The 22,992-nt window shown below is 39.5% G+C and carries 24 protein-coding genes; 20 read left to right on the top strand and 4 right to left on the bottom strand.

Annotated features, from left to right (window positions below; all coding sequences use genetic code 11):
- Positions 1-88: 88 nt before the first annotated feature.
- Positions 89-1,879, bottom strand: coding sequence for an ABC transporter ATP-binding protein (locus tag QOL76_RS14535; protein ID WP_283413696.1), 1,791 nt, complete (start codon positions 1,877-1,879; stop codon positions 89-91).
- A 145-nt stretch (positions 1,880-2,024) separates the two neighbouring features.
- Here QOL76_RS14535 and QOL76_RS14530 point away from each other — a divergent pair, with 145 nt between their 5' ends.
- From QOL76_RS14530 to QOL76_RS14485, 10 genes are all read left to right on the top strand, one after another.
- A complete protein-coding gene (locus QOL76_RS14530) occupies positions 2,025-3,125 on the top strand; it encodes a Glu/Leu/Phe/Val dehydrogenase dimerization domain-containing protein (protein ID WP_283413695.1) in 1,101 nt (366 codons plus the stop codon).
- A gap of 115 nt (positions 3,126-3,240) precedes the next feature.
- The gene (gene nusB / locus QOL76_RS14525; RefSeq protein WP_283413694.1) at positions 3,241-4,425 is read left to right on the top strand and encodes a transcription antitermination factor NusB; all 1,185 of its coding nucleotides are present in this window, start codon (positions 3,241-3,243) and stop codon (positions 4,423-4,425) included.
- A 7-nt stretch (positions 4,426-4,432) separates the two neighbouring features.
- Complete coding sequence (locus tag QOL76_RS14520) at positions 4,433-4,735, top strand: YtxH domain-containing protein (protein WP_283413693.1); 303 nt, start codon at positions 4,433-4,435, stop codon at positions 4,733-4,735.
- Positions 4,736-4,828: 93 nt separating this feature from the next.
- Entirely contained in the window at positions 4,829-5,371 is a 543-nt protein-coding gene (locus QOL76_RS14515; protein WP_283413692.1) for a DUF1573 domain-containing protein, read from the top strand.
- Between the two features lie 2 nt (positions 5,372-5,373).
- On the top strand, positions 5,374-5,691 hold the full coding sequence (gene yajC / locus QOL76_RS14510; protein WP_283413691.1) for a preprotein translocase subunit YajC: 318 nt from the start codon (positions 5,374-5,376) through the stop codon (positions 5,689-5,691).
- A gap of 8 nt (positions 5,692-5,699) precedes the next feature.
- Complete coding sequence (locus QOL76_RS14505; RefSeq protein WP_283413690.1) at positions 5,700-6,662, top strand: CdaR family protein; 963 nt, start codon at positions 5,700-5,702, stop codon at positions 6,660-6,662.
- Complete coding sequence (gene coaE / locus QOL76_RS14500; protein WP_283413689.1) at positions 6,655-7,260, top strand: dephospho-CoA kinase; 606 nt, start codon at positions 6,655-6,657, stop codon at positions 7,258-7,260. The genes QOL76_RS14505 and coaE overlap by 8 nt, the downstream gene beginning before the upstream one ends.
- A gap of 76 nt (positions 7,261-7,336) precedes the next feature.
- Positions 7,337-8,218 (top strand): bestrophin family protein, encoded by an 882-nt coding sequence (locus tag QOL76_RS14495; RefSeq protein ID WP_283413688.1) that lies wholly within the window; start codon positions 7,337-7,339, stop codon positions 8,216-8,218.
- A 49-nt stretch (positions 8,219-8,267) separates the two neighbouring features.
- Positions 8,268-9,062, top strand: coding sequence for a HipA family kinase (locus QOL76_RS14490; RefSeq protein WP_283413687.1), 795 nt, complete (start codon positions 8,268-8,270; stop codon positions 9,060-9,062).
- Entirely contained in the window at positions 9,040-9,423 is a 384-nt protein-coding gene (locus QOL76_RS14485; protein ID WP_283413686.1) for a DUF3037 domain-containing protein, read from the top strand. Before QOL76_RS14490 ends, QOL76_RS14485 begins: the two co-directional genes overlap by 23 nt.
- Positions 9,424-9,502: 79 nt before the next feature.
- Here the strand turns inward: QOL76_RS14485 and serS are convergent, their stop codons facing one another.
- Complete coding sequence (serS, locus tag QOL76_RS14480) at positions 9,503-10,777, bottom strand: serine--tRNA ligase (RefSeq protein WP_283413685.1); 1,275 nt, start codon at positions 10,775-10,777, stop codon at positions 9,503-9,505.
- A 39-nt stretch (positions 10,778-10,816) separates the two neighbouring features.
- Positions 10,817-11,584: a hypothetical protein gene (locus QOL76_RS14475; protein WP_283413684.1), complete on the bottom strand. Its 768-nt coding sequence runs from the start codon at positions 11,582-11,584 to the stop codon at positions 10,817-10,819.
- A gap of 75 nt (positions 11,585-11,659) precedes the next feature.
- Here QOL76_RS14475 and QOL76_RS14470 point away from each other — a divergent pair, with 75 nt between their 5' ends.
- From QOL76_RS14470 to trxA, 10 genes are all read left to right on the top strand, one after another.
- Complete coding sequence (locus tag QOL76_RS14470; RefSeq protein ID WP_283413683.1) at positions 11,660-12,637, top strand: isopenicillin N synthase family dioxygenase; 978 nt, start codon at positions 11,660-11,662, stop codon at positions 12,635-12,637.
- A gap of 3 nt (positions 12,638-12,640) precedes the next feature.
- On the top strand, positions 12,641-13,840 hold the full coding sequence (chrA, locus tag QOL76_RS14465; protein ID WP_283413682.1) for a chromate efflux transporter: 1,200 nt from the start codon (positions 12,641-12,643) through the stop codon (positions 13,838-13,840).
- 92 nt (positions 13,841-13,932) lie between these two features.
- Positions 13,933-14,598, top strand: a complete 666-nt coding sequence (locus QOL76_RS14460; RefSeq protein WP_283413681.1) for a CBS domain-containing protein — start codon at positions 13,933-13,935, stop codon at positions 14,596-14,598.
- Between the two features lie 3 nt (positions 14,599-14,601).
- The gene (locus QOL76_RS14455) at positions 14,602-15,477 is read left to right on the top strand and encodes an NAD kinase (RefSeq protein ID WP_283413680.1); all 876 of its coding nucleotides are present in this window, start codon (positions 14,602-14,604) and stop codon (positions 15,475-15,477) included.
- Positions 15,478-15,581: 104 nt separating this feature from the next.
- Complete coding sequence (porG, locus tag QOL76_RS14450) at positions 15,582-16,331, top strand: type IX secretion system protein PorG (protein ID WP_283413679.1); 750 nt, start codon at positions 15,582-15,584, stop codon at positions 16,329-16,331.
- 35 nt (positions 16,332-16,366) lie between these two features.
- Positions 16,367-17,152 (top strand): undecaprenyl pyrophosphate synthase, encoded by a 786-nt coding sequence (gene uppS / locus QOL76_RS14445; protein WP_283413751.1) that lies wholly within the window; start codon positions 16,367-16,369, stop codon positions 17,150-17,152.
- A 7-nt stretch (positions 17,153-17,159) separates the two neighbouring features.
- Positions 17,160-19,856, top strand: a complete 2,697-nt coding sequence (locus QOL76_RS14440) for a BamA/OMP85 family outer membrane protein (protein ID WP_283413678.1) — start codon at positions 17,160-17,162, stop codon at positions 19,854-19,856.
- A 91-nt stretch (positions 19,857-19,947) separates the two neighbouring features.
- On the top strand, positions 19,948-20,478 hold the full coding sequence (locus QOL76_RS14435) for an OmpH/Skp family outer membrane protein (protein WP_283413677.1): 531 nt from the start codon (positions 19,948-19,950) through the stop codon (positions 20,476-20,478).
- Between the two features lie 107 nt (positions 20,479-20,585).
- Complete coding sequence (locus QOL76_RS14430; RefSeq protein ID WP_283413676.1) at positions 20,586-21,128, top strand: OmpH/Skp family outer membrane protein; 543 nt, start codon at positions 20,586-20,588, stop codon at positions 21,126-21,128.
- Positions 21,129-21,193: 65 nt separating this feature from the next.
- A complete protein-coding gene (gene trxA, locus QOL76_RS14425; protein ID WP_283413675.1) occupies positions 21,194-21,499 on the top strand; it encodes a thioredoxin in 306 nt (101 codons plus the stop codon).
- A gap of 130 nt (positions 21,500-21,629) precedes the next feature.
- Here trxA and QOL76_RS14420 read toward each other — a convergent pair whose 3' ends face one another.
- Positions 21,630-22,958 (bottom strand): pseudouridine synthase, encoded by a 1,329-nt coding sequence (locus tag QOL76_RS14420; RefSeq protein ID WP_283413674.1) that lies wholly within the window; start codon positions 22,956-22,958, stop codon positions 21,630-21,632.
- Between the last annotated feature and the right edge of the window lie 34 nt (positions 22,959-22,992).

The raw sequence follows: 22,992 nt of genomic DNA, 5'->3' as shown, positions 1-22,992 counted from the left end.
TAAAAATTTTAAGGTAAACTGATACCCTTGAAGGTAATTACTTTTTTCAAGACGTCCCTTTACTGAGTAATAATATAGATAGAAATCCCTAATTATCAACAGATTCTCCTGACTGAGTCTGCTTTTCGTATAGCTCAGCATAGACTCCCTTCTGCTCCATCAGTGTCTTATGATTTCCCGTTTCGATAACTTTGCCATCGTCCAAAACTATAATTTGATCCGCTAGTTTGGCTGATGATACGCGGTGGGAAATAATAATGGATGTGCGATTTTGCATAATATTTTTTAGAGCTGTCAAAATCACATTCTCAGTTTTGGTATCCACTGCAGAGAGGCAGTCATCCAAAATGAGGATTTTAGGTTCCTTCGCAATAGCTCGAGCAATAGAAACTCGCTGCTTCTGCCCTCCTGAAAGGGTAATTCCTCGCTCACCAAGCATAGTTTCAAAACCCTTTGGAAATTCCACAATGTTCTGATAGACATCAGCATCTTTAGCAGCTTGTTCAATGATTTTCGGATCCGACTCATTCAGTCCAAAGGCAATGTTATTCCCAATACTATCCGAAAACAAGAATACGTCCTGAGGCACATACCCTATTTGCCTTCTTAGATCTGAAACAGAAAGCGAATCAATTGGCTTACCATCCACTTTGATCACACCTGAGTTAGGATCGTACATCCGCATTAACAGATTCGCGATCGTAGATTTACCTGATCCAGTTGTACCGATAATCCCAAGTGTTTGACCTTCTTGGATTTTAAAGCTTACATTTTTCAGCGCAGTGATACCTGAATCAGGATAGATGAAAGAAACATTGTCCATTTCTACCGTTCCGGTAATATTGGCCTCTATATCATTGGTGTTAAGAATATCATTCTTTTCATCAAGAAACTCGTTGATTCGAGTTTGGGATGCAGCCGCTCGCTGGACTATACTAGTCACCCAGCCCAATGAAGTCACTGGCCAAGTGAGCATATTCACGTACAAAATAAATTCCGCAATGACCCCATACCCTATCTCTCCACTGATCACCTGTAATCCACCTACATATACAGTGATAATTGTTGAAACACCAACAAGGGCCATGATGATCGGGAAGAAAAGCGCATTTACCCGGGTCAGCCGAATAGACTTCACCTTATAATCTTCGCTTGCAGTCGCAAAGTCATTAGCACTATCACTCTCTCTGACAAAAGCTTTGAGCACCCGAATCCCTGAAAATGCTTCTTGCACAAACGTGCTTAACCCACTCAAACTGCGCTGAATCTTCTCAGAACGCTCATTGATCATGTTATTCACATAATAAATACTCAGCGAAAGTACAGGAAGAGGCAAGAGTGCATAAAGTGTCAACAAAGGATTAACAGTGATCATATAGGATATCACCAAGGGAAAAAGAATGAGCAGGTTTAAACCATACATAATCGCTGGTCCTAGGTACATACGCACGCGGCTCACATCCTCTGTGATTCTTGCCATCAAATCTCCCGTGCTATTTTTTCTGTAAAAACTAAGTGGGAGTTTTTGGTAGTGATCATAGATTTCATTTTTCATATCATATTCCACCTTTCGGGACATGATGATAAGCGTCTGTCGGATGAAAAACAGGAAGATACCTCTCAGTAAAGCCATTACTAAGATCAGTACTCCAAACACAAAAACGAATTTTAGAAAAATATCTTGGGCCTGATTACCCAAACCACCCTGCTCTAAAGGCTGATAAATCGAAAAACTTTCAACAACATAATCTATTGCAAGTCTTACTAACTGAGCAGGTATAATTACGAAAATGTTAGAAATCACCGTAAAAACTATCCCCAAAAGGATCAAGCCCTTGTATTTATACAAATACTTATTGAGTCGCCAAAGTGGTTTCACCAAATAAAAATTTTAAAATGAAAGAAATAGATTAGGAAGACTGGGTATATTAATCCTTTGAAGGCCAATAAAAGTATTTAATTTTGTATCGGTCAATTTCGCAAGGAGTACCCAAATATAACACATTCTAAAAAGCTAAGTTCACATGTTAGAGATTAAAGCTACCGAAACAGTACGTGAAGGTTCAATCTTTGGCCAAATCACTACGATGGATCACGAACAACTTGTGGTCTGCCATGATGAAGCTACCGGCCTAAAGGCATTGATAGGAATTCACAACACCACTTTGGGCCCTGCACTAGGCGGAACCCGTATGTGGCCTTATGCTTCTGAAGAAGAAGCAATTACAGATGTTCTTCGTCTATCAAGAGGAATGACTTTCAAAAATGCCCTTGCCGGGTTGAATCTTGGCGGCGGTAAAGCTGTGATTTTGGGAGATCCAAAATTGAAAAATGAAGCTTACCTAAGACGCTTTGGAAGATTCGTTCAGAGCTTAGGTGGCAGGTACGTTACCGCAGAAGACGTAAACATGAACACCTCAGACATGGAGTTCATCGGCCTGGAAACTCGTCATGTCACGGGTCTTCCTGAGATCAAAGGAGGCGGTGGAGATCCTTCTCCGGTTACGGCCTATGGTGTCTACATGGGTATGAAAGCAGCAGCTAAGAAAGCTTTTGGATCAGAATCCTTGGCTGGAAAAAGAATTGGCGTTCAGGGTGTAGGGCAGGTAGGCAAATATTTGATTGACTATTTGGTGAAAGAAGGAGCCAACGTGTTAGTAACGGATATTTTCGAAGACAAGCTCCAAGCTGTCGCCAAAAAAACAGGTGCTCAAGTAGTTGACCCAAATGTAATCTATGATTTGGAAATGGATATTTATTCTCCATGTGCGTTAGGAGCCACCGTCAACGATGAAACCATTGACCGCTTGAAATGTGCTGTAATAGCAGGAGGGGCGAATAATCAGCTGAAAGATGAAGCCAAGCACGGCAAAATTCTAATGGAAAAAGGAATTGTGTACGCACCTGATTTTCTAATCAACGCTGGCGGTGTCATCAACGTTGGCGCTGAGTATTTCGGCGGATACAATAGAGATACAGTTTATAAGCAAACTGAAAAAATATTCGATACCTGTTTAGGCATTTTGAATAAATCAGAAAAGGAAAACATTCCAGCTCAACAAGCAGCTATCGAGACAGCTAAAGCCAGAATTGAAGCTATCGGTAGAGTAAAGCTTTCTTTCTAAGATTACAAACTCCAACATCAAAACCACCGGAAATGGCTTCCGGTGGTTTTTTTGTCTCATATACCTAGATGATAGGCACCTCAAATTACCTATATTTGCAACTCATTTCGAAGACATGCTAAACAGAAGAATACTCAGAGTAAAGGCTTTCCAAAACCTATATGCATACGAGCAGTGCAAAGGTTCTAACCTAAACCTGTCAAAAGATTTTATCCGAGCCTCGTTCATGCCGGATCTGAACAGTATGGAAGTCCAGGATAAAACTGCACTTAACAAAGAAGCTGAGGAAGCAATTAAGCTGTTTGAAGAGAATCTCACTTCAAAAGATCTACTAAAATCCAGCGAGGCAAATAGAAAAGTCAAACAGGTTGTTTTAGATGCTTTGAAAAAGTATCATGAAGCAAACGAAAAGGATCACCAGTTTTTGTTGAAAAATATGGTGGTTTCTGCAGAACGAATTCCACAGCTTTATTTATTAGCAATTGAGCTTTTACAGGCATTTGCTAAGCACGTAGAAAAAGAAATTGAAAAGAAGAAAAAATTTGCTTCAAACAATCCAGTTGGATTTGGAAACGAACTGAATTTTCCGAACAATACCGTTCTTGCCTCTCTTCGAGAATCAGATTCTTACAAGGCTGCGGTGGCAAGAAACAATGTTAACCTGGATGATATAGAACTTGAAATCAGAGAATGGTTTAGAGACTATATAAAGCCGTCTGAATTTTATCAGACTTACTTGCAATTGGAAAACCCAACAGTTACTCAAGATTTTGAGTTAGTTGACGATCTTTTGAAGAAAGTACTATTCAAAAATGAAGTGATCTTAAATTTCTTCTCTGAAAAAGATCTAAACTGGACAGAAGACAAATCAGTTGTTAGAAGCTTAGCTTCCAAGGTCTTGAAAAATGCGGCTAATCTCAATGAGGAAAATGAAAGCCAAATGCCTGAGATCGCGATGAACTGGGACGAGGATAAGGAGTTTTTTCAAAATATCTTTAACTTCACCATTGAAAATGATGTAAACAGTAAGGCCCTCATTGCTCAAAAAACAAAAAACTGGGACATTGATAGACTTGCTTTCACTGATAAAGTAATTATTTCGATGGCAATAGCGGAAATGAAAAACTTCCCTAGTATTCCCGTCAAAGTAAGTATAAACGAGTATATCGATATTTCAAAAACGTATAGTACACCTAAAAGCAAGCAATTTGTTAATGGTTTGCTAGATGTGATGGCAAAAGAGCTAACCGAAAGCGGAGAAATCCGTAAGAGCGGTAGAGGACTTTTAGACAATAAATAACTTAACTATGAGCAAGAGCAGTAATTCACTCATCGCATTCCTAATAGGCGCAGGCGTAGGCGCAGCAGTTGGAGTACTTTTTGCACCGGATGCTGGTACAAATACCCGTGATCGACTTTCTTTTAAACTCTCAAAATATAAAAAGGAGTTAGAAGAATTAATCGACGATTTGGTAGACGGTAAGGAAATGCACCTTAACGAAGCTAAAACCGAAGGAAAAAGAGTAATATCTGAAGCGAAAAACAAAGCTGAGAACCTTCTTAGCGATGTGAATAAATTAATAGATCAAATCAATCAAGGAAACAACTAATCGGAATGAAATCGAGCGTACAGGGTCATTTCGATTGAAGAAATAAAACTGAAATGCACGATTCCATTTGACCACTAAAAAAAACATAAACAGATGAAAATCAACGTAATGAATATGGCGGTATTTTCCGTCATGCTTGCTTTGGGAACTTCATGTAACCCAAAAAGCGATCAAGACGCAAAGATTGCTGCACTTGAACAAAAAATCGCTCAATTAGAAACAAGTAGCCCTACAGTTACTCCAGTGAATGCGCAAGCAGCGACTGTTGCTGATCCATCTACTCTAGGTGCTTTTGCATTTCCAGAAGAGGAGTATGATTTTGGCGCTATTAATGAAGGTCAAGTCGTAGAACATATCTTTAAATTCACAAATAATGGACAAGCTCCATTGGTTATTTCTAACATCACTGCTTCATGCGGATGTACTAGCCCAGATTGGTCTAAGGCACCTGTTAAGCCAGGAGATGAAGGATTTGTGAAGGTAGTTTTCAACTCAACTTCTAAATCAGGCGCACAAGCTCCTACAGTAAGTATTCAAGCAAACACTAACCCGGCTGTAACCAGATTAAGATTGAAAGGTACAGTTACACCAAAAATTGCAGGCGCAGCTACTCCAGTAGGCCCAGTTAAACGATAATTATGATTTCTACAGTACTAGCCCAGGCTGCCGCAGGTGGTAGCGGAATTTTAGGACAAGTTTTCCTTTTCGGTTCTATTATCCTGATTATGTATTTCTTCATGATCAGACCACAGCAAAAAAAACAAAAGGAAAGCAAAAAATTCATTGAAGAAATCAAAAAGGGCGACGAAGTAGTAACAATCGGCGGACTTCACGGAAAAGTAAGCTCAGTTGAAGGCGACACAGTTATCCTTGAACTTGACAGAGGCATGAAGGTCAAAGTTGAAAAATCTGCTATTTCTCTAGATTTCTCAAAGAAGACTGAAACAAAAAAATAAATTGAATTTTGCCGGAAACTAAAAAATCCTCAAAAAGGATTTCTCCAAAAAAACTCTCTAATCTGAAAGTGGTAGTCCTCTGCATCGCAGCAGCTACCACTTTTTGGATTTTAAACGCCCTCAATAAGGACGATTATAATACTATTGTCGATTTTCCCATTGAATTAGTTTACGACAAAGATCAGTATGTAGCTGTCGCCAGTCTCCCTAAAACTTTGGAAATAGAAATATCCGGAAACGGCTGGGACCTACTAAGGAAATATTTCAACTTTAACAGCGACTCTTATCCTGTAGAGCTATCAAATCCAGCCTCAAAGAATTACATACTTACCGCCGACCTTAAAAGGTCTCTAGGGGAGTTCCTTTCTCCAACTCAGCTTAATTCTGTCCTTCAGGATTCATTGACATTTAAAATTGATAAAATCAAAACAGTCAAACTCAATCCTGTCTTGGATTCGGCAGGTTTTTCTATGAGTAAAAACTATAGAGCAATCGGACCAGTTACTTTTAATCCAAGCACCATTACACTCAAAGGGCCTAGCTCACTTTTAGACAGTTTAAAAAGTTTTCCAGTTAATCTGGAGGAAAACCGTATTAACAAGTCAATTGATAAAGAAATAGCGCTTACTATCCCTGAAAATCTTGGAAATCATGTGACGCTTGAAGTCGAAAATATCCAGGTTAAATTTGACGTTGTTGAATTCCTTGAAGGAAATAAGCGGCTAAAAATTAAAAAATTAAACTTCCCAAAGTCGGTTTCTTTACAAAATGAAGAAGTCGTAATCATGATTTCATATTTGGTGGATGAACGTAAATCATCCGAATTAAAAGACTTAGAATTCGAAGCAATTTTAGATTATTACAAAAGGAATAAAGAGGACAGTACTATCACCGTACAGGTAAAACCAATGCCTGACTACCTCGAACAAGTTGTAGCTCAACCAGAAATCTTAAAATTAAAGTATGAGTAACAACTCTCCCATCTTAGTCGGTATAACTGGTGGAATTGGCTCAGGAAAATCTACTGTTGCAAAGATTTTTTCTATACTAGGAATTCCCATTTATTCAGCTGATGATCGAGCAAAGTGGCTTATGGGAAATGATGAGGAATTGAAGAGGCAGCTTACCAATGCCTTTGGGCCAGAATCCTTCTCCGCTGACGGTAGCTTAAATAGAACCTTCTTAGCTAATGAAGTCTTTTCAGACCCGGAGAAGGTTAAAATGATTAATGCGCTGGTACATCCGGCCGTTGGAAAAGATTTTTTTGCTTGGACAGAGCAGCAACATGCCCCTTATGTCTTAAAAGAAGCTGCTTTAATCTTTGAAAGTGGAGGTGAAAAAACGCTAGATAAAGTCATCAATGTTAGTTCTCCCTTGAAAGTCCGTATTGCCAGAATATTGATGCGTGATCCATTTCGTAAGGAAGAGCAGGTAAATCAGATAATCAACCAGCAACTTCCAGATGAGCAGAAAAATGAACTAGCTGATTTTGTGATCAAGAACACAGACAATAAGTTGCTCATCCCACAGGTTTTAAAAATACATCAGCATCTCCTTACCAACAAATAGACTATCACGTGCTGTAATAGGGCTCACTAAATTGTCACTTTTCTTCTAACTCATTCAAAACACTTTTGCTAACAACATGAAAGGATATAATCCAAAGGAATGGTTTAAAGTTTTATTTTTTATTCAAAAGTCTGACACCTTAGTCAAGTTAGGCCCTTTTATGCTCCTGATTTTTGCTTATTCCATAGGAATGGCTTGGCTGGAAATTGACTATTTAAAAATTAGCGAAAACAGTTGGGTGAAAAATATCCCAATCATGCACAGTTTACTGAGCTTTGTGATTTCCATGTTATTGGTCTTCCGAACGAATACTGCATATGACAGATGGTGGGAAGGTAGGAAACTATGGGGGCAATTGGTAAACAATAGCCGAAATCTAGCCCTAAAGCTGGCCGGAATGCTTGATAATTCTGATGAAGAATCCAGAAAATTTTTCAGAAGAACAATCCCCATTTATGCTTTCGCCCTAAAGGAACATTTGCAATCCAAAGTGACACTTTACATGCTGGATGACAAGGAAGATGAGGATATAAAACCCGAGATCGATCCAGAAAAACATGTTCCCAACCAAGTAGCTAAATTGATGTTTGCTAAGGTGAATGATCTGTATAAAGCCAAAAAAATTACAGGCGATCAATTGATCGTTTTGAACCAGGAGTTAATGTCATTCACAGATATATGCGGTGCATGTGAACGAATCAAAAACACACCAATTCCCTACTCTTACAGCTCTTTTATTAAGAAATTCATTTTGGCTTATGTAGTCACTTTGCCTCTAGGCTATGTATTTTCACTAGGATATTATGCTGCTCCGATCGTGACTTTTATATTTTACGTATTAGCCAGTTTAGAATTGATAGCCGAAGAAATCGAAGAGCCTTTTGGCACCGATGCCAATGACCTACCTATGGGGAAATTATCTTCAAACATCCAAAAGCATGTAGAAGAACTGATCTAAATCAGATTCTTTAACTTTGGACAATCAAGGCTTGCATTATAAGTATCAAATGGATCAAAAATTAAGTTTACGCAACGTAAATGTAACCCGGTATATTCTCCCCCTACGAGAAGGAGGATCACTGCCTGCTCTTGCTGATGCAGATGACGGATTCAAGTATGTTTTGAAATTCCGAGGAGCTGGTCAGCGGGAAAAAGCACTTATCGCCGAACTCTTGGGTGGAGAAATTGCCAGAGCTTTAGGTTTAAAAATCCCGGAATTAGTCTTCGCCAACCTTGATCCTGCATTTGGTAGATCTGAGGGAGACGAAGAAATTCAAGACCTGCTCAAAGGTAGCCAAGGCCTTAACCTAGCCCTGCATTTCTTATCTGGAGCGATCAACTACGATCCCGTGGCCATGAATACAGATCCTCTGCTAGCTTCGCAAGTAGTCTGGCTGGACATGTTCATCACGAATGTGGATCGAACTTTTAGAAATACAAACATGCTAATCTGGAATCGAGAGCTTTGGTTAATCGATCATGGGGCTTCTTTCTTATTTCAGCATGCATGGGTGAATTGGAAGAAAAATGCGGAAAGCCCTTTTCCTATAATAAAAAATCATGTGTTGCTTCCAGCGGCTTCAGAGCTAGAAACTGTAAATGCAACTTTTAAAAAGGTTTTGACCTCAGAGAAAATCAGCGCAATTGTAAATACGATTCCAGAAGAATGGCTACTAGCGGGTGGCGATTCTGAGCATGCAGATGAAGTGAGAAAAGTTTACCAAGACTTTCTAAATCTTCGCCTTTCCTATTCTGATCAATTCATAAAAGAAGCTCAAGATGCAAGAACAGCACTTATATGAATACGCGATCATCCGTGTAGTGCCGCGGGTGGAAAGGGAGGAATTCATCAATGTTGGTGTAGTGATCTGCCATTGGAAAAGAAATTTCCTTGCCTGTAAGATACATTTGAATACTCAAAAATTATTGATGCTGGATCCTCATGCTGATGTTGAAATGATTGCACTTAATTTGGCCTCATTTGAAAAAATATGCACTGGTTCAGAAGCAGGGGGTAATATTGCATCCATGGATTTAGCCTCTAGGTTTAGATGGCTAACTGCTGTAAGAAGCTCCATTATCCAAACTTCACGGCCCCATTCTGGAACTGCCGAGGACTTGGAGAAAACTTTGGAATGTCTTTTTGAGGAAAATGTAGGGTAAGGAAAGAATCAAGGCTTAAGAGAGTAGACAAAAAAAAGCGTGAAGAAGTAATCTTCACGCTATAAGTAGGGTCTATCCATTAGGAGATCCTATCAAATCCTAAATAAGGCTGAAGAACCTTTGGCATCATGATACCTTCTGGAGTTTGATTGTTTTCCAAGATGGAAGCTACTATTCTTGGCAATGCCAATGCACTCCCATTCAGAGAATGAGCTAATTGAGTTTTTTTATCATCCCCACGGAATCGCAATTTCAATCGATTCGACTGATAGGTTTCGAAGTTAGAAACAGAACTAACTTCCAACCATCTTTCCTGTGCCGCAGAGAATACCTCCATATCATAAGTCAGCGCAGACGTAAAGCCCATATCACCTCCACAAAGTCTCAAAACACGGTAAGGTAATTCCAGCTTTTGCAATAGTCCTTGCACATAAGTGCTCATGCTTTCTAATGTCTCATAGGATTTATCAGGATGGGTTATCTGCACGATCTCCACTTTGTCAAATTGGTGAAGTCTATTCAATCCTCTCACATGAGCACCCCAGCTTCCTGCTTCTCTACGGAAACATGGAGAATGTCCCACGTTTTTGATAGGCAGATCACTTTCAGAAAGAATCACATCACGGTAAATATTGGTGATTGGAACCTCACCAGTTGGAATCAAATACAAGTTATCAGCACCTGCATAATACATTTGCCCCTCCTTATCTGGAAGTTGACCAGTTCCATAGCCTGAGTCTTCATTTACCAAAATTGGCGGTTGGATTTCGTAATAACCTTGCTCGAGTGCTTCATCCAAGAAGAAATTAATCAAAGCTCGCTGCAGCCTAGCCCCTTTTCCTTTATATACTGGAAATCCAGCACCAGAAATTTTATTGCCCAGATCAAAATCGATGATATCGTATTTTTTGATCAAGTCCCAGTGAGGAAGCTTGCCTTCATACAGCGTAGGAATAGCGCCATTCTCCAAGACTACTTCATTGTCATCAGCAGATTTCCCTGCAGGAACAGAAATATGTGGCACATTAGGGATAGTATAAAGTAAGGCTATTAAATCTGCTTCTGCTTTCGAATTTTGCTCTTCAAGATCCTTCACTTGAATTTTCAGCTCAGCCGTTTTCTCTTTAATCTTGACTGCTTCTTCGGCTCTTCCCTCACGCATAAGCGTTCCGATTTCTTTTGAAATAGCATTTGATTCACTTTGAATCTGATCACGCTCCGACTGAGTGGATTTTCTCAATTCATCAAGAGCCACTGCCTGATTTAAGACAGCCTCTGCATTTGGGAAATTTCTCTTTTGTAGACCGGCAAGTACGCCGGCGAAGTTTTCACGAATCTGATTAACTAAAAGCATTTTAACATAGTTGAAATTGAAGTCTCAAAGATAACCATGTTAGCGAACAATGATGTCTTTACTCACACTTGAAAATGGTCCGTCAAGTTCTTTTCCATCGGATCGTAGCAATCTCACTTTCACCTGGTAATTTCCAACAGGAAGATTTTCTACTCGGACAGGAGCCATGTGATCAATTTCATAGCTTAGATCATTTAGCTGAATAGCGACTTTAAGTCCATCAAGTTTCATATCTCCACCGATCACCAAAAAATCAATAACTACTTCGCTACCAGATTCATAAACCTGATCTGACCTTGGATAATTCAAAGCCAAATAAGGCTCCGCTGAATATGGAAAAGGTCTAGAGTCTCCAACTTGAAAATCTCTATCAACATAATTTCCGAAATTTTTCAGAGCAAGTCCTTCCTCATCTACCAAATAAGCGACGACCCGGTAACTTCCTTCTGTAAGATCTCTTTGAAAAATCGGAGAATAAAACCCGGCAGGATCGCCTCCATTTAAAATATTGAAAAGCTTAAATTCCTTAGTTTCGTTTAGATCGAAAGGAAAGTTTTTGACATTAAACTCGAACGGAACTTTTCCTGGCTTAAAAATTTGATTTCCTAAAGGTGTATATAATTCAAGAATTGCATCAGGGTAGGCAGCTTGCCCCTCATATTGAAAGAATTTTACCTGAGGAGTAGCTACATCTTCTGTGCCTTGACTATTCGGTAATTCAACTACTTCCTCATTAACCCTCTCTTTCTCGGAACTACAAGCTGAAAAAAGATAAATGAATGAGAGTAAAGTCAGGATTTTATTCATACAGCGTGTAAATTGAGATTAAAGATATTTAATTTTAAAGATAAATTAGAAATAGAACTATAATACATTAAGCATATGGACATCCTATTTGATGAGATCCCAAGTTTGGATTTAGCTGATTTTACGGCGGGTACGCCTGCACAAAAAGCTGCATTTGTACAAAAGCTTGGGGAAGCATACCAAAACATTGGTTTTGTAGCTATTAAGAACCATGGCTTATCCCAGGATCTTCAAGACAGACTTTACGGATCGATCAAAAATTTCTTCAAACTTCCAGACGATGTTAAAGCCAAATATGAGAAACCGGAAATCGGCTTTCAACGAGGCTATACTGGGAAGGGAAAAGAGCATGCCAAAGGCAGAAATACTGGAGATTTAAAGGAATTTTATCATGTAGGGCAAGAACTCAGCCGAATTCCCGACACTGACCCTATCAAATCTGAATATCCTCCAAACATCTGGCCTACTGAGCTTCCAGAATTTCAAAATGATGCAAATGAAGCATACCGTACGCTTGAAAACGCTGGAAAATCCATGCTTCAGGCAATTGCGCTTTCTTTGGAGTTGGATGAAAATTATTTTGAAGACAAGGTTGCTTATGGAAATTCAATTTTGAGGCAAATCCATTATTTCCCAATTGAAAACCCCGATGAGGTACCTGCCGATGCCGTAAGAGCTGCCGAACATGGCGATATTAACTTGATTACTTTGCTAATGGGAGCAAGTGCTGATGGACTTCAAGTGAAGCGTATGGATGGAAAATGGATACCAATTACTGCACTGCCTGACCAACTCGTAGTGAATGTAGGTGATATGCTGGAAAGACTCACCAATAAAAAATTGAAATCTACCATCCACCGCGTGGTCAACCCACCTCGGGAAAAAATGAACACAAGTAGGTATTCCATTCCTTTCTTTATGCACCCAAGATCTGAAATGGATCTTACTTGTCTGGAAAGCTGTGTCGATTCAGACCACCCAAAACAGTTTGAAGATGCTACCGCAGGAGAATTCCTAGAAGAAAGACTTCGCGAACTGGGACTGAGAAAATAAGGGATGTCGGTAAAGAAAGTCCGATACTATGTATTTTTGAAAGACACTATCACGCTTTCTCTTACAGCCTTTGGAGGCCCTCAGGCCTTTCTTGCGATGTTGCTGGAGCGTATGGTAAAACGTAGAGCCTACATTCTGGAAGATGAACTTTGGGAGCTTAATGCACTGTGCAATATGCTCCCAGGTCCATCTTCCACACAATTGGTTTGTGCGATTGCCTATCGTGTGGGAGGACCGAATTTAGCCTACCTCGCATTGCTAGTTTGGATTTTACCAGCAACACTTCTCATGATTTTTGCTGCAATGCTCATCTATTTTCTTCAGGAAAATACGCCAGGAGCATTGGATTTTGCACGGTTTATTCAGCCGATGGCAATTGGTTTTATCATTTTTGCTGCGCAAAAAATAATTGGTAAAACAATCAAAACTACCGAGGCAATGGTACTGGTTTTGATTTCAGCTTTCGTTTCATTTTTCTATAGTTCACCTTATATTTTCCCAGTTCTATTAATTATTGGTGGTCTGAGCACTTCCATCAAATACAAACAGCAACCCAAGCTTGAGAAAGATGCTCCTCTGAAAATTGAATGGGCTAACTTCTACCTATGGGCGGGAGTTTTGATAGCGGCAGCTGGACTGGGTGCTGTTACTAAATATCAACCTCTGATACTTTTCGAGAATTTCTATCGTAACGGAAGTTTGATCTTCGGCGGAGGCCAAGTCCTTGTCCCCTATTTATACACAGAATTTGTTGACTTTAAGCATTTTCTCAGCTCGGAGGAATTCCTTACCGGGTATGCAATTTCCCAAGGTATTCCAGGACCAACTTTCAGCATTTCTTCCTACGTAGGTGCATTATCGATGAAAGAATTTGGAACTGCTGGTTTTTTTATGGGAGGATTTATCGCAGCGGCAGGAATTTTTCTTCCTGGGATTTTCCTAATATTCTTTGTCATCAGATTTTGGGATCAATTAAAAAAATACCGCCCAGTAAGAGCGGCATTGGAAGGAATCAACGCTGTTTCGTGTGGGATGTTAATTGCAGCAGCCTACTTACTTTTTGAGCCTATGGAGGCAAACGGCCTAAATATTCTTTTTATCCTGGCCACCTATGTATTGCTACAGTTTACCAAAATCTCATCGCCCATAATCATCGCAGGTGGTGTGGTTTTAGGGATAATTTATAATTATTTCCTTTTGTAATACTAAAGAAACCATCGCTAATTTCGCTAAAAAGGAACAAGAATAGGGGTTCAGGCGTTTCATAATCTAAATTCATTCCCTATCTTTCTTTTATGCACGCCTACGAATACATCAACAATCTGATCCCACCCCTGAAGCTTTCTGATAAAACAGGAATGGCATTAGCATGGATGGAAGAAATCAGAACTGACGTACTTCCAATTATTGATAAAGGAGTTTTTTTAGGCCTCATTAAAGAAGAAACAATTTTTGAGGTTAACAATCCAGAAACTTTAATCTCTGATATCCAACCTTCCAATCCGAATTGCTGGGTATATTCCGACAAGCATATTTATGATGTCTTGCGCGTTAGCTCAGAGCAAAATTCAAATATTGTAGCTGTTTTAGACAGAGAATCAAATTACCTTGGCATTGTAACTATGGAAGATTCTATTTCTGCATTCGCAGATAGTCTTTCCATCAAATCACAAGGGAGTGTTGTAATCCTCTCTCTTGCAATGACTGATTATAGTTTAGCAGAAATATCTCGAATTATCGAATCTGAGAACACTAAGATTCTAAGTTCTTTTATCACAACAGACCCTTTAGATGACAGCAAGATCAAGCTCACTTTGAAACTTGATCAAACAGAGTTGAGACATATAAAAGCAACGCTTGAACGATTTGGCTATAAAATCATCGATCATTATCAAGAAGAGTCAGGTGTAAGCGGGGAAGAAGACAGAATCGGTAACTTGTTAAGATTTTTAGATATTTAGGACATGAAAGTCGCCCTTCATGGCTTAGCTCTGAAAACAGAATTATTTTCAGACGTTCAGTCACTTTTTAACGAACTCACCAAGCATCAATTCGAGATTTTCGCCACTGAGCAATTTGATCGGCAGCTTCGTATGCATGGCAACAAGGTCTTAAACTATTGGGTACTTGAAAGCAGAGAGGACATGGCTGCTATGGATTTTATGATTTCCATAGGTGGAGACGGCACGTTGCTAGACGCAGTTACCCAAGTAGGTGATCTTGAAGTTCCCATCTTAGGCCTGAATACAGGAAGACTTGGATTTTTAGCTACAGTAGCGACAGAAAAAATTTCAGATGCCATAGCTGATTTGGCTACGGGTAATTTCCAATTGGAAACCCGGACCTTAATCTCTCTGGAAAGTCATCGGAAATTATTTAATGGGTTAAATTTTGGCTTGAATGAATTTACTATTCATAAGCGGGACACCTCATCCATGATCACAGTTCATACGTACATTGATGGCAAATATTTGAACAGTTATTGGGCGGATGGATTGATCGTCTCTACCCCAACTGGATCTACAGGCTATTCTTTAAGTTGCGGAGGGCCATTAATCTCACCTGAGGCAAAAAACCTAGTGATTACTCCAGTAAGTCCACATAATTTAAATGTGCGCCCTATCATTGTTTCTGATGAAAGTGAGATCAGTTTTGAAATAGAGGGAAGGGCCGAAAAATTCTTAATATCTTTGGACTCACGATCAACGTCAATTTCCTCGGAAGTGAAGCTTAGTGTTAAGAAGGAAAAGTTTTCAGCAAAATTGGTAAAGTTGCCTCATTATCATTTCTTTGACACATTAAGACAAAAGCTGAATTGGGGTTTTGACATGAGAAATTGAATCAATGTCTTTAAGACCAAGTCAATTTGAGCTTAACAATTATTAACCCGCTAAATACTGAGATGCGTTTTTTAAACGTTAGGTACTTCATATCTTGCAGCGTCTTGAAAAAGGTCAATTTTCAGATTTCCAACTACTTACTTGTACTCTTGCTTCTTTTCTTCGGGCTTAACGGAGAAATCAGCGCACAGAAATACGATATAGGAGGAGGGGTAGGAGTCGCTGCTTATTCAGGTGACATCATCAGGAAAATTGACCCGGGCCAATTAGGGTCCCAAGTCACGTTGTTTGGCAGGAGAAATTTTGACAATGTGTGGTCGCTTAGAGCGGGGGGAAATGCTGCGTTCCTATATGGAGCAGATAGTATTAAACCTATAGATCAATTAGCATACATTAGGGACGGCAGGTTTAGAGCTGGGGTATTGGAGTTTTCTGCAGTAATGGAATTTAACTTCCTTGATTATCTGTCGCTAAGCTCGGAGTTTCGCTTCTCACCATATGCTTTCTTTGGTGTTGGCTATACATTTGTTTTCGCAAAAGGAAATACTTTCCAATATAATGTATCCTCAAGATATAATTTGGGTACAGTAGTCATTCCTTTTGGAGGAGGAGTCAAGTACCAGATTGATGAACGATGGACATTAGCCGCAGAATTAGGCTTTCGGCCTACCTTTACAGACTACCTAGACAAAATAGATAGTAAAGAACCAACAATTCCCAGGTTTCCTGATCCTGATAACCCAGATCAACCCTATGGAATTAACTTTGGTAATGCTTACGATAAGGATTGGTACTACTTCTTAGGCGTAACGATCAGCTATACTATCACGACTACCAAATGCTACGCATATTAATAAATCGAGCCCTAGGGCTAATATTTGGAAAAGAAATGGCATTTTTGTACCTCCAAAAAAGTAAGGAACCGGAGACGGCTGGAATGAAGGAAGTATCTGAAAATAACAACATCCCAAAGCATATTGCTATTATCATGGACGGCAATGGACGCTGGGCCACTAAAAAAGGCGCTATGCGGATATTTGGGCATAAGAACGCCACTAAGGCAGTAAGAGAAGCTATAGAAGGAGCAGATAGTTTAGGAGTCAAATACCTGACCTTATTCTCTTTTTCTACTGAGAACTGGTCCAGACCAAAAGCTGAAGTCGATGGATTGATGGAGCTATTGGTGAAGACCATGTCCGATGAGATCCCTATGCTGATGAATGGCAACTTCAAATTAGAAAGTATTGGAGATGTAGAAAGTTTACCACCCTCAGCATACAAAACGCTGATGAGAGTAAAGGAAATCACCTCTAAAAATACAGGCCTCAAAGTGATCTTGGCGTTAAGCTACAGTGGTCACTGGGAGCTCACTCATGCTGCTAAACACATTGCTCAAAAAGTCTCAGAAGGAAAATTGAATGTGGAGGACATTACACAAAAAGTAATGGCTGAGCATTTGGAAACAACTGCCTATCCTGATCCAGAATTAATGATCAGAACTAGCGGGGAATACCGAATAAGCAATTTTCTACTTTGGCAATTGGCTTATACAGAGTTGTATTTTACACCTGTATTATGGCCGGATTTTAGAAGAGAGCATCTCTTTGCTGCGGTCTCCGACTTCCAATCACGGGAGAGGAGATTTGGCAAAACGGGTGAGCAAGTTAAATCTTAAGTAATTAATGAAAAAAAGTTTACTGATTCTGTTTTGTCTGGTTTGGGCAAGTTCAGCAATGGCGCAAATACGTTTGGGCCAAAGTCGCTATGCCACAAGCAAGCCAATCGATATTTTGGAGCTGAACTACGCTAAGCCTCAAACCTATAGAATCGCAGAAATAAAAGCTGTAGGTCTTACCACCTTGGATGAAATCGCCATTCTTTCCTTATCAGGATTGAAAGTAGATGATGAAATCGAGGTACCGGGAGATGCTATCTCTAATGCGTTGAAAAAGCTTTGGGGGCAAGGAATCATTGGGGATGTAAAAATCTTAGTGACCAAAATAGAAGGAAATGACATTTCGCTACTTCTTGATTTGACTGAGCGACCTAGATTCTCAAGAGTAGAATTTACCGGAATGAATAAAACTCAGGAAAGTGAGCTTCGCGACAAAGTAAATATCCGTGGACGTGTCGTTAGAGATGATGTTCTGAATAATGCCAAAAGAACTATTGAAAAATATTATTTGGACAAAGGTTTCATGAACGCGGATGTTAAAATCAAACAAGAAAGAGACACCACTCTGCCTAATTCAGTTAAATTAATTTTCGACGTTCAGCAAAACTCTAAAGTTAAAATCAACGCGATTGAGTTCTATGGCAATGAGGAACTGAATGATACTAAACTCAAAAAGAAGCTTAAAAAAACCAAAGAACACGCACGAGTAAGCGTTTTTAAAGACGGATATTCCCGGTTGACAAATGCTTCAGCAGAAGATATTAAGAACACAATACTTTACACAGATTCTGCATCTCAAGACGATGTAAAGGAATACATCAACAAAAACTTCAAACTTAACTTCTTTAACGGCTCAAAGTACATTCCTAAGGAATACAGAAACGACAAAGATAATGTCATTAATTTCTATCAAAGTAGAGGTTATCGAGATGCTAAAATTGTCGCAGATTCTATCTACAACTTTGGTGAAGATAAAATAAACATTGACATCGCGCTGGAAGAAGGCAAAAAGTACTACTATAGAAATATTACTTTCAACGGCAACTTCATTCATCCAGACCAAGTCCTTTTAGCCAAACTAGGTATCCAAAAAGGTGATGTTTACGATAAGGAAAAGCTTGATAAAAGACTAAACTACGACCCAACTAAGGGGGATGATGTAAGTTCCCTTTACCAGAATGACGGATATCTTTTCTTTCAGATTGACCCAGTTGAGGTAAATGTATTTGCAGACTCCATTGATTTGGAAATGAGGATTTTTGAAGGACCTCAAGTAACTGTAAACAGTGTAAATATCAGTGGAAATGAGCGTACGTCTGATCATGTCGTCATGCGTGAAATCCGTATTCTTCCAGGTCAAAAGTTCAACAGAGAACTTCTGGTTCGTACCATTCGTGAACTTTCTACTTTAGGTTATTTTGACCCTGAGAAAATCAATCCTGATCTAAGACCAAACTTCGAAGCAGCGACTGTTGATATTACATTCGAATTGGAGGAAAGACCAAATGACCAGATTGAGCTATCAGGCGGATGGGGCGGTTTCTACGGATTCGTAGGAACAGTCGGACTTTCATTTAACAATTTCTCGATCAGAAACATAAAAGACTTCTCTAAGTGGGATCCACTTCCCGTAGGAGATGGTCAAAAGCTATCACTTAGAGTGCAGGCCAACGGTCGTTCCTTCCAGAACTATTCAGTATCCTTGACAGAACCTTGGTTCGGTGGCAAAAAGCCAAATGCATTAAGCTTCTCATTTAACCATTCTGTACAGCGCCAAGTAGATTTTTATAATCAGGCCAGTTTCGGAGATGAATTAGGCTTCTTCAAAATTACAGGAGTAACGCTAGGTCTAGCCAAGCGAGTGACCTGGCCGGATGATAACTTTAGCATAAGTAATTCCTTACAGTTCCAAATTTATGAGTTTGATCAATTCGGTACCTCCTTTGGTTTGAGCTACCCTACTGGTACATCTAACAGTATTACTTGGAATACTACTATTGCAAGGTATAACCTGGACAATCCAACATACCCTAGATTTGGATCCAATATTATCCTCTCTACAGCTTTCACGCCTCCGTATTCTTCTTTGAATAAAAATATTGATGAAGAATCCACCGACCAGGAAAAATATAAGTGGTTGGAATATCATAAATGGATGTTTGACGCATCTATATACACCCCTCTTTTTGGCTCAAACAAGTTAGTAGCCAGTGCAAGAGCTCACATGGGCTTTCTTGGATCATACAGCCAAAAGATAGGCGTTATTCCTTTGGAAAGATTCGTGATGGGTGGAAATGGTATGTCTATGAACAACTTTGCGCTAGGACAAGAAATCATCGGCCTACGTGGCTACGAAGATCAATCGATTACTCCTGGTAGAGATAGTAGAGGTACAGCTAATCCAGAGCCTTATGGAGGGATTGTATATAATAAATATGTGATGGAAGTCAGATACCTTATATCCCCTAACCCATCAGCTACCATTTTCGTACTTGGATTTGCTGAGGCAGGAAACAACTGGGCTTCATACAAAGACTTTAATCCATATGATCTTAAGAAATCCGCAGGAGCTGGAGCAAGGATCTTTATGCCGGCATTTGGACTTTTGGGGATTGACTGGGGATACGGATTCGATGCGATTCCAGGTACTACTCAGAGAAGTGGTTCACAATTCCACTTCACAATTGGCCAGCAGATAAGATAAGTATGGATTTAGGGAGGGTAATAGTTAATTTATGCAAAAATTGACGTGCTAAGAAATTAATAAAATAGGTCCTTGTAAATTCCCCAACCTCATGAATAAACCACTGAAAATTGTATTTTTGCTGCTTCTACTGCTCCAAGCAGCCCCTTTGGTAGCACAAAAGTTTGGATACATTGATACGGAGTATATTCTAAATAAGCATCCGGACTACAAGGTTATCCAGCAAGAGCTAGAAAACATAAGCGCTGAATGGAAGAAAGAGGCACAAAATTTGGATAAAGAGATCAAAGATCTTTCTGTGCAGCTTAAAGCAGAAGAGGTTCTTCTCACAGAAGAAATGTACCAGCAACGGCTGGAAGACATAAAGTTGAAACAAAAAGAATCCCAGGAATTCAATAGCAGAATTTTCGGAATTGATGGTCAGTACTTCCAAAAACAAGCGGAATTAATGCAACCACTTCAATCCAAAATTTATGATGCTATAGAGCGAGTAACGCGAAGAAACAACCTAGGAATGTTATTTGATAAAGCGGCCGAACCATCGGCTATTATCTGGACAGATCCTAGACATGATTATTCGGAATTCGTATTGGAGGAATTGGGAATAGAAGACAACAAATAAAAAGAAACACAGAAATGATGAAATCGAGCAAACTTAAGAGTCAATAACTTACTGATTCTAAACGATGCGAGATTCCATGTGACCATTTAAAAACAAAACAAATTCATATGAAAGTAAAAGTTATCCTTTCCGCAGTAGCATTGCTTTGCGTAGGATTCGCAGCTCAGGCTCAAGAAGTAAAGATTGGTTATACCAACGTAGAATTTATCATGGATTTAATGCCAGAGATGGAGCAAATTGCTGCTGATATCAAAGACTACGAAACTCAGCTGCAAACCACAATGCAATTAAAAGGTGAAGATTTCCAGCGCCAAGTTCAGGCATTTGAGCAAGCATCACAGTCCATGACTGAAGAAGCTAGAGCTGCAAAAGTAAATGAGCTGACTGCTCTTCAAAATAGTTTGCAGAAAATGGAGTCAGACTCTCAGATCAGCTACCAGAGAAAATTAGGTGAACTTCTAGGTCCAGTACAAACTAAAGTCGTAAATGCTATTAACGCAGTAGCAGCTGAAAATAACTATACACATATTTTCGCTGAATCTGCTGGACAAGCGCCTATCCTTCTCTACACTAAAGAAGAAGATAAATTCACCGAGCTAGTTTTGACGAAATTAGGTCTTGAAATGCCAGCTGCTCCAGCAGCCAATTAATTAACCACTAGTAACTAGAAGCCGCTAACTCGATCTCGAATTAGCGGCTTCTTTGTTTTCCAGCTATGCCAAAAAAGAACCCCAAAGTTATCATTAGCAAGAGTCAGGATGCAGTCCTCGTAGATTTCTATGCAGACTGGTGCGGACCCTGCCAGACAATGGATCCTATCATTCATGAAGTATTAACAGAATTGGGAGGAAAAATTAAGTTGCTGAAAATCAATATTGATAAAAGTCCACAATTGGCTCAACAGTTCGCAGTGCGCTCCATCCCTAATTACATACTTTTCAAAAAAGGGAAAATCCTATGGAGAAAGGGAGGACTGATTACTAAAAGGGATTTGAAGCAAGGGCTAAAAGGATTTGTGTAAAAATCGCTTTGTTCAGCTTCTGGCGAAGCAAGCTAACTGAAACAGAAAAACCGCGCTCTCAGCATGGTTCTTTACACTTATTACGTGTAAATTGAAATAAAAAAGCTCCCAAATCGGGAGCTTTTTTTACTTATATGAAGAACTTTAATCGAATCACTTCTTGCTCAGAAAGGAATCGATAATGTCCTCGTTTCAAATCTTTTTTATCCAAGCCTGCATAGACTACTCGATCCAGCGCAGTAACTTCATAGCCCAAGTGGGCAAAGATCCTACGGACTATTCTATTTCTACCAACGTGAATCTCCAAACCTAGAATCGTACGATCCAAGGATAAAACTTGCATATCATCTACTTCAACTTTGCCATCTTCAAGTGTTAAACCTTCGATAATTGCCTCTTCGTCTTTCTTAGTAAGTGGCTTATCCAAAGTCACCTGATAAATCTTTTTGATCTCATTGGAAGGATGGGAAAGCTTAGCCGCTAATTCGCCATCATTAGTGAATAACAAAAGCCCAGTCGTATTTCTATCCAATCTACCAACAGGAAAAATACGCTCTTCACAGGCATTTCCCACTAGGTTCATTACTGTCTTCCGATCCATAGGATCATCTGTCGTAGTGATAAAATCCTTTGGCTTATTCAGCAACACATAAGTAGGCTTCTCAGGATTGATCTTTCTTCCTTGATAAACTACACGGTCAGTTTTCTTCACTTTACGACCTAGCTCAGTACATACCTCACCGTTCAGTGAAACAAGACCTTGGCTAATCAAAGAATCTGCTTCTCTCCTACTGCAAATACCAGAATTAGCGATGTATTTATTTAGGCGAATAAGGTTGTCCTCATTCTCCAACTTCTTCTTTTTCTGAGGAAGAGAGTCAAAGTTGTAATCCGGACGCTCTACGTTGGTATCCTGATCTACAAAACGCTTCTTACCGAAACCCTTGTTCTCTTTCTTATCAGACTTGTAGGTCGGTCTTCCAGCTGCAAAAACTGGCTTTTGGTCCTTTCCACGGCCTTTGTAGATAAGTCCTTCTGGTTTTTCAGAAGATTGCGGCTTACCTCCTTTAGAATCTCTATTGTATGGCTTTGGCCGATCGGCTTCTTCTTTTTTGGCGAAAAATTGCTTCTTGCCAGCACCAAAATCTTTCTTTTCAGTAAAGTCAGCACCTTGGTCTTTCTTAGTTCCAAAATTCGATTTAGAACCAAATTTCTTCTCGCCTAAGGTTTTAAACCCCGATTTTTTATTTGTTCTTGGCTTTTTATTGAAATCAGAAAAGTCATCTTCACTAGTGCTGAAGGGCTTCTTTGCTGAGCCAGACTTAGAAAATCCAGAATCTTTGGATTTATTGAATCCTTGTGATTTCCCTTTGTATCCACCTCTTTGGCCAGAATTGGAAGAGTTGGAATCTTTTTTTCCTTCGCCGAAAAACGGCTTTTTCGAATTGTTATCTCTCATAGATTTGCAGCATCACTGCTGGATTGATTGTGTG

Source organism: Algoriphagus winogradskyi, from assembly GCF_900182815.1.
Taxonomy (GTDB): Bacteria; Bacteroidota; Bacteroidia; order Cytophagales; family Cyclobacteriaceae; genus Algoriphagus; species Algoriphagus winogradskyi.
Note: the sequence above shows the minus strand (reverse complement) of the source record. Positions and strands in the feature narration are given on the sequence as shown.